The organism is Pseudomonas sp. P108 (assembly GCF_032613195.1).
GTDB lineage: Bacteria > Pseudomonadota > Gammaproteobacteria > Pseudomonadales > Pseudomonadaceae > Aquipseudomonas.
Genome location: NZ_CP126692.1, coordinates 171,726 through 182,970 on the forward strand (window position 1 = coordinate 171,726; position 11,245 = coordinate 182,970).

Consider the following 11,245-nt stretch of genomic DNA (forward strand, 5'->3'; position numbering starts at 1 on the left):
GAGGCCAGTGTGCTGATTGGCTAGTAGTCCAGACATTGAGGCGCAGCACCTGGAAGTATTTGCCCTGATCCTCGGGTGATCCTCTTCACAACTTGAATGAAACCGTTCGATCAACTCATGGCCCATGCGGCGGATCTGAGAGCCGAGCTTGGGAGTTGACGAGTTTGCAAAGCTGGCGGTGACACGGGCAACCCAGCGAGACGATAGGCATATCAAATAAACGCCTAACTAGGTATGCCCATGAACGCCAAAGCCAACTTCGCAAACCACTTCGACGATGCTGTGGTTATCCCCGCCCTAGGCCGACAAATGAGCCTCTTGGGCTTCGAGCCTGAGCCTGTAGCGCTCGCATTTGGCACCTATTTCGATGCGCCCACAATCGACCTGGGCGTGTATGACCGCATCGTTGTGTGCGCATCTGGCGGCAAGGACAGTATCGCCTGTCTGCTCGCGCTGATTGAACAAGGGGCAGATATGAGCCGAGTTGAACTGTGGCACCACGCGGTGGATGGCGATGAGGGCAGCACCCTCATGGACTGGGCCTTCATGGACAGCTACCTGGAGAAGTTCGCCGAAGCTTATAACCTCCCCCTCTACTTTTCATGGCTGCAAGGTGGCATTGAGGGGGAAATGCTCAAGCACAACTCCTACTCCCAGCCCCATATTGTAGAAACCCCAAGTGGCGTCATCACACTGGAGCGAGACACCGCACGTACTCAACCGGGAACGCGCCGCCGCTTTCCGCAGCAGAGTGCAAACCTCGCGACCCGCTGGTGCAGCTCTGCCGCAAAGATTGACGTGGGTCGCCGTGCCTTGACCAACCAAGATCGCTTCCTAGGCTCCAAGACACTGTTTGTCACTGGGGAGCGCCGGGGCGAGAGTTCAAACCGTTCCCGGTACAACCAGCTGGAGCCACATTCGGTTGATCGTCGTGCTGGAAGGCTGGGCCGTCATGTTGATGCTTGGCGCCCGGTGCTGCACTACAGCGAAGAAATGGTATGGGCTTTGTTGGAGAAGCACCGTGTCGAAGCCCCAATTCCGTACAAACTTGGTTGGGGGCGAAGCAGCTGTATGACGTGCATTTACAACTCACCAGCTGTATGGGCGACCATTCGCAAATACTTCCCACACCGTGCCCGACCAATTGCTCAATACGAGGATGAGTTCGGTTGCACCATCAGCCGGCAGCGTATCAACGTCCTCGACCTCTCGGCGACAGCTGAGGCGTTCAACATCACCGACCTCGAAGCACTCTCCCAGGCCGATCAGAAGGAATACACGCTGCCAATCCTGACTCCAGCTGGAGCGACATGGAAATTGCCTGCTGGCGCTTTTGCCAAAGAAGGATGTGGCTCAGTCTGAGCCCGATCCAACCCGGATTCCCGCGCATGCGCGGGAATTCTCGTAAGCGTTCGCCTTCGCATGACTTCACTTCCACTCAGCTTGCAGTGGTCTATCAGTGCAACCAACGGTGGAGTTTACGGAACAGCAAAAGCCCATGCCCGAGATTAGGAAATGAGGACTTTTGAATCGGAAGCTCACTCCGAGGGGATATCAAATTTCGCCTCGTTATCCTCGGTAGTATTGAACGAGGAATCCCGCAATGACCAAGCAAGCTGCTATATCCCGTGATGCTGACAAGTTTGTCGTCCGCATGCCTGACACGATGCGCGAACGCATCACTGAAATCGCAAAAAAACTACACACCAGCATGAACAGCGCGATCATCCAAGGGCTGACGGCGTGGCTGGACGGTCTTGAAGAATTGAATTGCCTGCTGGATGGGGTGCGCCTGTTGAGAACTTCGCTTGAGCAGGAGAGGAAAGAAATTGCTGCCGAGCGCGAAGAAATCGCCAATCTCAAATCGCAGCTGGAGGATCAGCTATCCGGTAAAGGGAAGCGGTAGCCAACTCAAGAGGTGCGCCAAGTCTAAATTGACTATCTAGATCGAGTTCGGTGGCAAGCTTCCCACAGCCTTCCCTATAGTGATCGCATCCGCAGCCACCAGCTCCAGGTTTTTTAATGTCAGAACAAGACGGGAAGCAAACCGATCGTTTCGTTTTCAGAGTCAACCCTTCCCTTCACGCTGCAATTGCTGAGCTTGCAGATACAGCCAATCGCAGTGTCAACGGTGAGATTTGCACCGCAGTTTCCAAGTGGCTTTATGAGCGTGATGCGCTCGTGGTCATCAAAGATCGTCTGCTTGCATCAGCAAGCGTCGAAACCATCAACATGATTCGAGAATCCGTCCCTTCGCACCTACTTGCAGGGGATGGTGAGAGTGAACGCTGCAAAACTACAGTGCGCTTCAAGGACTCCGTGGAGTCTGACCTGCGCTCTGCCTGGGAAAAGCACAAGCTCCATGTCGGGCCTGTATCTCTCAACTCATTTTTGAAGACTGTCGTTCATTGGTGGGTTACCTACAGCTATCAAATTGCAGAGTGCGCCAAAGCGATCCACCTCGACTTCCAGAAAGGTTTGCGCCCGAACAGGCCCGGCTACTTCGCAACAGCTAATTACTTTGGGTTCCAAGAGGCTTGCTGAGCCCATCCCATTTCGAAGGTTTAATCAATGCGCATGGCCCAGTACACCGTTCAAGTGCAAAATGACATGATGATTCTCATCACCGACGATGACGTTTTGGACTTGCCATCAATCACTAACAGCGCGGCAGAGGTGATATCGCATTTGAATTCGCGCTGTGGAGGCCTGGGTGCTCGACGCGTTTACTATCGAGACACCATTGGCAGGTTCGACGAGTTGCGTCATCAAAAAGGAGTGTTTTTGCAGTTCTCACCATGCAAACCAAGTCAGCAAGAGTCTTTCAAAGAGTTGCTACAGCGTTGAATCTCACCTGCTCAGGGAAGGTCATCCTGCCTACAGAGCGCCCGCATCTATGAGTTCATCCATCTGCGAGCGCCGCAGAATTGCAAGTTTTAGTTCCCACAAGCCGGGTGATTTCTCACCCAGTTTATAAACCGAGTTCTGCGTCTGAACCTCGCCCGGCTTCCCAAATTTTATTGGCGAGGTCTGAATACGTGTTCCGCCAACATCCCCAAACAATGAAATGGTGTTTCCGGTTGTTGGCACCATCATCCAATTTTCGATTTGCTTGACGTTCATTTTTGGTCACCTATTCAGTTTGCAAGCGCATTGGCGCCGCTCATGCCGAGTACCGGCTGGAACTGACGCTCCTGATCGCAGTAATCGCGGTTCCAGGGGAACGCACCTGCCTCATCAGCAAACACCAACTGGACGGCTCGCACCGGGCCGCGACCGAGCATGGTGTATGCATCGTTGCAGAAGGTGAAAACATCGAAGGTCTCAGGGGACTCGATTGGCAGCGCAAGCGCCGTCAGACCGACGATAACTTTAGAACGCCCGCCAGCTAAGAACTCCCGATCAAAGTCGTGACCCTCACACATTTCCTCGACGATTTTTTTCACCAGCGGGACAGGTACGCCGCACATCACCAGCTCTGGCAAGTCATGCATGAACATGCCCACAGTGACGCAAAACGCTGCCTCGGTCTGGCCGGACTGCTCGGACGTGAGCTGACCTATGAACACGTTGCGCTCATCAAGAGTGGCTTGGATGTACTGCAAGTCTTCTCGATAGTTCTCGCAATCGCTGATCAGTTCTTGAATCTGAGCTTTAGAGCGGGGCGGCGCCATTTCATACGTTCCTTACTGCGGATGCCATCATTCAACCACCATCCCACCCCGGTTTCATTCGAACTCGAACCACTTACTCAGTGCTCCCTTCCTAACCTTGGTTATGACGATTGTGCAAGCGCGTGCCACACCCCGCGATGACACTGCCCAGCTGCCGGCATGATGGGCTCCATATAAATGCACATGGAGCTTACCGATGACCACATCACCATCAGCACCTACTACCCGTAGCGCCAAGCTTTTCAACACTGCATTCGCCCTGGCGTGCGAACACCAGCATCGCCGGAGCGATGAGCACCTTGAATTGGCGCATGAAATGCGAGAGTTGGAGTTACGCCTTTCGCACATCGCAGAACAGGCTCCTAGTGAACTGTCTCTGCTGCTGGTTAAGGCAACCATGAGCGGTTTCAGTGAGGGTGACGATCCCTCGGCCTATCTGTCGGCCAACAGTGAGCCAATTCAGTTTTACGCTGAAAATGACGCTCAGTTGAGAGCACTGATTAAGGCCACCTTTGATCCAGCACCGTACAAGCGGGATGAAGTCCGTTTAACAGAGGCCGAGTTGATTGTCGCTCGCCAAGCGCTGGCGGCACGCATTTCTGAAGCACCGGACATTGCCCAAGTTTCTGACCCAGTGATCACCCCTGCATCGACCGCGATGATGAGCCGTGGCTTCAAGGCGTTCTCTCATCCGGGCGGCAGCACAATCCTGCGCGAGTGCCCTGACTGCAAAGGAAAATACAGTACGAAAATGCATTTCAAACGTCGCATCTACTGGCATTGCCCTCACTGCAATCTCGCCAAGGAGGCATGAAGAAGGGCTCCCATGTAGAGCCCAAAATGGGCCGTTATAGTCACCAAGTCAGCAATAGGAGTTTCATGCAATGGCTGTTGAATCCGTATATCGCAGTACCCGAGACCTGGAAGTGATTTTCATGACACGTAGCGAAGCAGATGAGCATGACCGGAAGTTGGAAGTTGCTGAGAACTTGGCTTCGCTGATCCGCCATGTTTTGCCGAACATGAGCGAAGACGACGCAGAGACGCTGGGTATCTTCCTCGCTGAACGCCGAGACAAGCTTGCGCCGGCTCTCAAGAAAAGCCCGGAGGCCATACTGGATCTGATCCCGGTGGCAGAAAATGCACCGGGGTCGGTTGTGCCAATTTCCAAGGTCAGCTGAAAATTCAAACACCGCAGAGGGGGGCATTGCCCCCTTCTCTTATTCAAGGCTCACAAGGCGACATACAAATGCCCATACGTCACGCAATCGTCCACCACATCGACAAAAAGCCAGACGGCAACCCTGCTGTACTTCGTATTAGCGACAAGGAACTCGCTGAAACTGAGGTAATGTCCAACCTTATGGCCGACCTCAATGACAGCTACAACGCACGCCAAGGCAAGGGATGGGGCTTTTTCCATGGCGAGTCTGGTGCATACCCTCTGAGTGGGTGGTTGAAGAAATACCTCGACGGTGAAGTTGAGTTCATGGCATTCACGCACACGTCGGTCGAACATTTGACCAAGCTGATGGAGGAAAGCAATCTCTCAATTGGCGGGCATGTACTATTTACCCACTACGTCCAAGGCATGACTGACTATCTGACCATCGCTTTGCTACAACACAGCGAAGGCGTTTCTGTAGGTGAAGGTCTCGATATCAGTGCTACACGCCACCTCGATCTGAGCAAGATTCACCTTGCTGCAAGGATCAACCTTAGCGAGTGGCGCAACAACGACAAATCCAAGCAATACATTTCCTACACGAAGACCAAGAACGGCAAAAAGGTTTCTGACTATTTCCGAGATTTCATCGGATGCCAGGAAGGGGTAGATGGGCCGGGCGAAACCCGAACCTTGCTCAAAGCTTTCACCGATTTCGTAGAGCAGGAAGACCTTCCCGAAGAAAGCGCACGCGTCAAGACTTCGACTCTTGTCAATTACGCATCGGCACAGAGCAAACTGGGTGAACCGATCAGCCTGGAGCAGCTTTCGGAATTGATCGATGAAGATCGGCCTCGGGCGTTTTACGATCACATCCGCAACAAGGACTATGGTCTTTCTCCTGAAATCCCAGCGGATAAGAAAACCATCAATCAGTTCCGGCGATTTACGGGGCGTGCTGAGGGGCTTTCCATCAGTTTCGAGGCGCACCTGCTTGGCTCGAAGGTGGAGTTCGACGCTGAAAACGGTACGCTTGTCATCAAAGACTTACCCTCTCAGCTCAAAGATCAACTCAAACGGCAGGACGTGTGACTGTTGTCGCTTACAGAGAACCCCATTAATTCTTCCCAAGCCACGACTACCGGATCAGTCGATCCGGTGGGCACCCTGTTCTGGATTGAGCTGGTTTGTGCAACTTGCAAAGCAACTGCTGCCGGGTGCTGGGCCGCTCGCCAGATTCCTGTTCGCCAGATGAAAAAAGATGCCAAGGCCGAAGGATGGGTTTTCTCGGGAAAGCATGCGTACTGCTCTACAAAGTGCTCACTACAGCCTTCAAACAAAATGTAAGGCAGTGACTACTTTGTTTTAACAACGAATACCGTAGCGCCATCCCCATCAGGCCTCGTCAGTCTGATCGAACGCGAGTCAGCAATGACTCGCCAGCGTTCCACTACCATGCCAATCGTTGTCCCTACCGATATATCAAACTCAGCTGAGCCCTTGCCTACCAGAGTGCAATGCTTTTCTCTGGAGCCTGTCCCGTTTCGCCCAATCAGTATGTAGCCTTCACTCGGACAATGTTCATACCCGATCACCTGAATGAGTTTTCCTGAGTCCAGCTTGATGTAACCAGGGGCGATGGCCATCGCCGGCTGAGGAAGTGCTTTGGATTCAGAATTGCACCCAGCTACCGTGAGAGCAACGCAGGCAAAAATGAAGTAGCGGAAAGTCATTGTTCGCGGCCTTCACCGGTATAGCTTTTTCGGTTCTGAGCGTGGAGCATCAGCGTGAGTTGAGCAGAGTTCAGACTACCTCCTGCGGCATAGTGTCGTGCTACTTGGCCAGCGAGTTGTTTGCCACCAAGACGACACAGCGACCGGTAAACCCCCCACCCCAACAATAATAAGACCAGAGGACGTGTGAGTCTTTCGGTAATGATTGCCCCACTGATCAAGATCAACATGGCGCCCAGGGTGCCTGCAAGCGGCATCAATGACGCCCCCACGCTGTAAGCCCCACCACCGATGAGAAGCGCTACTACGCAAACTCTTGTCTCGGCTCCTTCAAGAGGCGAAATACAAGCGAGTGGAGCGAGGGAGACTGGCGTCTGAACTGAGGGCGATGCTTGATGAGTCTTGTGCATTCAAGTTCCCGGAACGGCTGGGGGTGGGTGCAGCACGCCAAGGTACAAGAAAGCCTGCGGTGACTCACTTCAACTTGAGGTAGTTGCTCAGCACCTGCGGGGGCGTTCAGTGAAGCAGGTGGAGTTCATGACGCAATCCATCTTTCAACAGCACCCTTAGAGCCGCAACGCTGAGGTTTGAGGCCCTGCATCCGACGCTCGACGCTACGTGTTAGGTAGCTGATCCGGCCCATCGAATTTGGGTTGGCGAAGCGATATCTGGGTACACGCTTAATTTCACGCTTAATGAAAGCTCCCAATACGCGGTCATCGCCATCAAGCAACTCCAAGGCTTCAAAAGCATCACAGCCATCCCAAACTGAATCAAACGAACAGAGCCAGTACCAACGGGTTGCCAGCTTGAACAAGCGGCGCGAGTTGTCGTAAACCAGAAAGATCCGAACACCAGACAAGGTGAAAGAGCTTCGAATGATTTCTGTAGGTTCTGTCATTGCTGGCCCCCTTGGGTTCGATGATGGTTGAGCCAATCATAGATCGAGGGAAGCTGTGTCAGCTTGAGCAGTGTGAGTTCGCGAACTCCAAGGATTGGCTATGGGGAGGGGATGAGCCTGATTTCCGCGCATGCGCGGGAATTTTCATCCACTTGCTGGAGGCAATGGCGCTGCTCGTTATAATCACGGCAAGAAGTAGTGAAAAGCCAGACAGCCCAGCATAGGATTTGGGCAAGGAGGAAGTGATGGTTGGATTGTTTGGGTTTGCTTTTATCGTGATCGTGCTCGCCCCTATCCTGGGCAATTTGATGTACAAGACCTACAGCGGAGTGAAGTCGATTGGTCAAGGCCCTGAGCCTCGGCCATACGAAGAATTACCTGCGGGCCGCATTCATATTTTCAAGGGCGACCGCTACTTCGACAGCAGCCCGGATAATCCTTACGAGCATGCCGAGTTGGATTGGGCTAGTGGCCGTATAGGGTGCGCCCTGGCCACCGATATGCAGAATTATCCCGAATACCAAATCGCACTGATCGGAACAATCCAGGTGCTGAAACCTGAAAGTGAGAAAGGGATCGTGGCGGTGCTGATGGACAACCAGAAGCTTGCCGGCCTCGGCCTAGAACCTTTTGGACTGATGAGTGGTGCCCAGATGCTGGTTAAGCGCGTAATCCCGGCACAAACCATCCGCACTTCATAGGGTGCTGCCTCACTTCCCATTATGGGGGGTGAGGCGTTTCGCTCAACTGCACCACATTCGCCTGACAAATGTCCCCGCTCTTTGCTTCCATGTGCTCACTCCAACTTAGGCATGAACATGAAAGCAAAACGCTCGCTATCCTATCGATTAGCCCTCACCTCGGCAGCTGCGATTCTTAGCGGATCGATATCGATATCCCATGCGACCCCATCTACTTTTGTTTCTTCTGATGACCCTCGACTTACACCAGCTCGTGTCAAAACATTCAACCAGGGTGGGTTCAAGCAAATCTTCGTTGATGGATACATCCATAAAGCGACTGTGGATTCTGTCTCCGAAGCAATGAAACCGGAGACTACCCAATACGGTATGGTGGTTTTCAATTCAGCGGGGGGAGACCTTGTAGCCGCCCAAGAGTTGGGGCAGCTGATACGCGATCACGGTTTCGCCACCCAAATCGGAAAGCTCACGGAAAACCAAAATCAGGTAGCCCGTGGTGTGTGTGAGAGTGCGTGTCCGATTGCATTTATTGGCGGCAAGTTTCGACTTTTGGACACCAACACTGGCCACCTGGGTGTACATCGATTCTATCTGGCAAAACAGGGCCGATGGGCGACAGACAGCAAACTCCTTTTTACTGCTGGGCGCGATCTACGTGAGTACATCAAGGCGATGGGGGTGAGTGATGAATTCTTTACTCTGATAATGGCTACGCCGGCTGACCGTATTCAGGCTGTTGGGAAGCATGCCAGTTACGACTGGAATCTGAGTACCGGTGGTGAATTCACAACATGGAACGTCGCGCCCGATGGCAGTCTCGTTGGGCTAGGCGAGACCTCAACTGGCGGCATGGGAATTACCTTTGCGTGTCGAGAAGGCAAGCCGTCGCTGTCCGCCAAATTCAAACCATGGTTCCCGCCTGCTACCTTGCTCAACTACGACACCCACAATGTCACAGTGGACAATGATCGGTATCCCGTCACCGAAGCTACGGCCAGCTACGACAAACAATCTGGATTTATTACGTTCCAAGCCGGCGTCACACGCGAAACCATTAAAGCAATTGCTCACGCAGATCGCGTCGGTTACAGCCTGAGCTACGACCGAGGCCCTGGCGAGTATTCCAGATCGTTGGTTATCGACGGTCAGGCCAAGTCGTTAGCCGAAACGTTTGAATCTTGTCCGACCAAGTGACGACAAGCGGTACATTTCATTGGTGAGCTGAGCTACGGCGTCGTTATGCTGGCCAGAATGAGCTTGAGTGATTGGCTAGATGCGGCTGGATTCCAAGAATGGGAAATGGCGAATTGGTCAAGACACCATGTTTTTCCTTGCCAACAAGGTCATAATTCTGCCCAAGTTTGATTTGCAACGAGGTCATCAATGCTGCTTACGATTTTTTACAGGAAAGGCTGCATCAAAAGCCGCTTTCTGCGCGGGTCACTCCGAGTCATGGACTGGGAACTCAGAGAGGCTGATGTAGCTGAACCAAGCGCGGAAGCAGAGTTGATTCAGCTGAAATCGAACGCGGGAATCGGAGAGGTTGTCCTCACACCCGCCATCTACACCAGCGAAGCGTACAGTCATGAGCTGTACCCCATGATTGAATACCTGAATGACCGTAGCCCCGATGGAATGTATCCGGCTGACGCCGCTTTGCGCCTGTACGCCCGTACTCTTCTGCACAGAGTCCTGAGAAAGCTCAACACGCTGTGGCCCAAATACACCACAACGCTAGACCCTGCGCCGCTTCTTGCCTACTACCGTGAAATTGAAGAGCTGATCGAAGACATGGTGCGAAACCGTGTCAATTGGCGTGTGCTCGAAACCCGACCTACATTCCCGGAGGTCTTGTTTTTCGCACTGCTGATAGAGGTGAATCATTATGAGCAAATCACCAACAGGGCAATCTCTGCGTGGTTTAAAGAACTATCGAGCGATCCGCGCCTTTACACCCTGACCCAGGAACCGAAACAAAGCTGAATAGACGCGATTATTTTGACGTGTATTTGATCAAACTCGACTGAACACGCACCTCCGAATCCGCCGTGAGGATATGGTGCCTGGACTGGAGCCGAATGCAGACTTTGGCCCAGCTTCTGGACACCCCCCCTGCTTTGTCCGTCAAAGGCCGCTCTCAGCGGCCTTTGCTTTCCCACCATCGCCTGCCTGTACGAACGGTGCTCAACAGTTCCTATTCTTGGAGCTGAGCATATTCACGCAAGCTTGGGTGACACCGCATGAACCATCAGATTATGGCTGCCTCATTTTTAGGAGCCTTCCATGCGCATTTACTCTACTGCTCAAGCGTCCGACCTACTTACCGTCAAACGCCAAGGTCAGAAAGTCGCTGAGGCATGGCAGGAGCAACGTGGCCTTTCACACGTAACCGTTAGAGCCATCAAAAGAGTGGATGGCTTTGGAAAGGACGTCCAATGGGGCTTTGTGGTTCTGGAATCAATTTTCGATAGCTACCTTTGCCATTATCGATTCGACAGGGCACGCCTCGAAATTACTGAGGAAGTTACGCTATCAGCTGTCTGCCGGGAGTATCTGCAATGCCCAGATCGACTTCTCGCCCTTGTGGAAAGCAGAAACAGTCGGTGGAGAGACCTCAACAGAACGTACCTAGAAGCGGTAAGACTGTTCAAAGCCAATGTATTTGCGGGTGACGTTAAGGTTTTCATCAAGAAACCCTACGAAAATAGACAATACAGCGAACCCTTTTTCGTTCTGACCAAGTGCTCTGGCCAGTGGTTTGGCATCGATTGTTACGACGAGAAACGCCCCTTGAATATAGGGACTAAAGACGTGATCGATCATTGTCCAATTTTGGTGGACGAAGGCACTCTTAAGCCCATGGCTGTTCACGGACTGGCCCCAGATTGTGTCAACGTCGCAGGGGTGATCTATAAGCAAGATGGGCTGCATTCAACACTCTTGGGCCGTCCAGAAAAGCCTTTTGATGTCGTTACTGAAAGGCTGTCACATTTCATGCAGCCGGTAATGAGTCTTGAACCTCAGTTCGCCTGGAGCTGAGTGGTCAAGCTCGATCTGGTGCCTGGGTGCAG

15 protein-coding genes are annotated in these 11,245 nt (G+C 52.8%); 11 read left to right on the plus strand and 4 right to left on the minus strand.

Annotation, left to right across the window (positions count from 1 at the left end):
- Positions 1-240 precede the first annotated feature (240 nt).
- The 4 genes from QOM10_RS30600 (at position 241) to QOM10_RS30615 (ending at position 2,847) form a co-directional block, all read left to right on the plus strand.
- Positions 241-1,362: a phosphoadenosine phosphosulfate reductase family protein gene (locus QOM10_RS30600; RefSeq protein WP_101166177.1), complete on the plus strand. Its 1,122-nt coding sequence runs from the start codon at positions 241-243 to the stop codon at positions 1,360-1,362.
- A gap of 241 nt (positions 1,363-1,603) precedes the next feature.
- Positions 1,604-1,906 (plus strand): Arc family DNA-binding protein, encoded by a 303-nt coding sequence (locus QOM10_RS31445; protein ID WP_101166179.1) that lies wholly within the window; start codon positions 1,604-1,606, stop codon positions 1,904-1,906.
- Positions 1,907-2,022: 116 nt separating this feature from the next.
- Positions 2,023-2,544 (plus strand): toxin-antitoxin system HicB family antitoxin, encoded by a 522-nt coding sequence (locus tag QOM10_RS30610; protein ID WP_101166187.1) that lies wholly within the window; start codon positions 2,023-2,025, stop codon positions 2,542-2,544.
- 27 nt (positions 2,545-2,571) lie between these two features.
- A complete protein-coding gene (locus QOM10_RS30615) occupies positions 2,572-2,847 on the plus strand; it encodes a hypothetical protein (protein ID WP_316918428.1) in 276 nt (91 codons plus the stop codon).
- A 30-nt stretch (positions 2,848-2,877) separates the two neighbouring features.
- On the opposite strand, the gene QOM10_RS30620 is transcribed toward QOM10_RS30615, so the two are convergent.
- Together QOM10_RS30620 and QOM10_RS30625 are read right to left on the minus strand one after the other, a co-directional pair.
- Positions 2,878-3,123 (minus strand): hypothetical protein, encoded by a 246-nt coding sequence (locus QOM10_RS30620; RefSeq protein ID WP_101166191.1) that lies wholly within the window; start codon positions 3,121-3,123, stop codon positions 2,878-2,880.
- A gap of 14 nt (positions 3,124-3,137) precedes the next feature.
- Positions 3,138-3,674 (minus strand): DUF4262 domain-containing protein, encoded by a 537-nt coding sequence (locus QOM10_RS30625; RefSeq protein ID WP_057451219.1) that lies wholly within the window; start codon positions 3,672-3,674, stop codon positions 3,138-3,140.
- Positions 3,675-3,870: 196 nt separating this feature from the next.
- Here QOM10_RS30625 and QOM10_RS30630 point away from each other — a divergent pair, with 196 nt between their 5' ends.
- The 3 genes from QOM10_RS30630 to yejK all read left to right on the plus strand — a co-directional run bounded on the left by QOM10_RS30630 (position 3,871) and on the right by yejK (position 5,931).
- On the plus strand, positions 3,871-4,488 hold the full coding sequence (locus tag QOM10_RS30630; RefSeq protein WP_101166193.1) for a hypothetical protein: 618 nt from the start codon (positions 3,871-3,873) through the stop codon (positions 4,486-4,488).
- A 70-nt stretch (positions 4,489-4,558) separates the two neighbouring features.
- Positions 4,559-4,855: a YebG family protein gene (locus QOM10_RS30635; RefSeq protein ID WP_057451217.1), complete on the plus strand. Its 297-nt coding sequence runs from the start codon at positions 4,559-4,561 to the stop codon at positions 4,853-4,855.
- Positions 4,856-4,923: 68 nt separating this feature from the next.
- Positions 4,924-5,931, plus strand: coding sequence for a nucleoid-associated protein YejK (gene yejK, locus QOM10_RS30640; protein WP_316918429.1), 1,008 nt, complete (start codon positions 4,924-4,926; stop codon positions 5,929-5,931).
- A gap of 263 nt (positions 5,932-6,194) precedes the next feature.
- Here yejK and QOM10_RS30645 read toward each other — a convergent pair whose 3' ends face one another.
- Positions 6,195-6,572 (minus strand): hypothetical protein, encoded by a 378-nt coding sequence (locus tag QOM10_RS30645; protein ID WP_101166197.1) that lies wholly within the window; start codon positions 6,570-6,572, stop codon positions 6,195-6,197.
- A gap of 535 nt (positions 6,573-7,107) precedes the next feature.
- On the minus strand, positions 7,108-7,473 hold the full coding sequence (locus tag QOM10_RS30650) for a hypothetical protein (RefSeq protein ID WP_101166200.1): 366 nt from the start codon (positions 7,471-7,473) through the stop codon (positions 7,108-7,110).
- A 245-nt stretch (positions 7,474-7,718) separates the two neighbouring features.
- Between QOM10_RS30650 and QOM10_RS30655 the strand changes: the two genes are divergently transcribed.
- The 4 genes from QOM10_RS30655 to QOM10_RS30670 all read left to right on the plus strand — a co-directional run bounded on the left by QOM10_RS30655 (position 7,719) and on the right by QOM10_RS30670 (position 11,213).
- The gene (locus QOM10_RS30655; protein WP_101166204.1) at positions 7,719-8,174 is read left to right on the plus strand and encodes a hypothetical protein; all 456 of its coding nucleotides are present in this window, start codon (positions 7,719-7,721) and stop codon (positions 8,172-8,174) included.
- Positions 8,175-8,291: 117 nt separating this feature from the next.
- Positions 8,292-9,368: a hypothetical protein gene (locus tag QOM10_RS30660; protein ID WP_316918430.1), complete on the plus strand. Its 1,077-nt coding sequence runs from the start codon at positions 8,292-8,294 to the stop codon at positions 9,366-9,368.
- Positions 9,369-9,557: 189 nt separating this feature from the next.
- Complete coding sequence (locus QOM10_RS30665) at positions 9,558-10,157, plus strand: hypothetical protein (protein WP_101166207.1); 600 nt, start codon at positions 9,558-9,560, stop codon at positions 10,155-10,157.
- A 300-nt stretch (positions 10,158-10,457) separates the two neighbouring features.
- Positions 10,458-11,213, plus strand: a complete 756-nt coding sequence (locus QOM10_RS30670; protein ID WP_116892920.1) for a hypothetical protein — start codon at positions 10,458-10,460, stop codon at positions 11,211-11,213.
- Positions 11,214-11,245 lie beyond the last annotated feature (32 nt).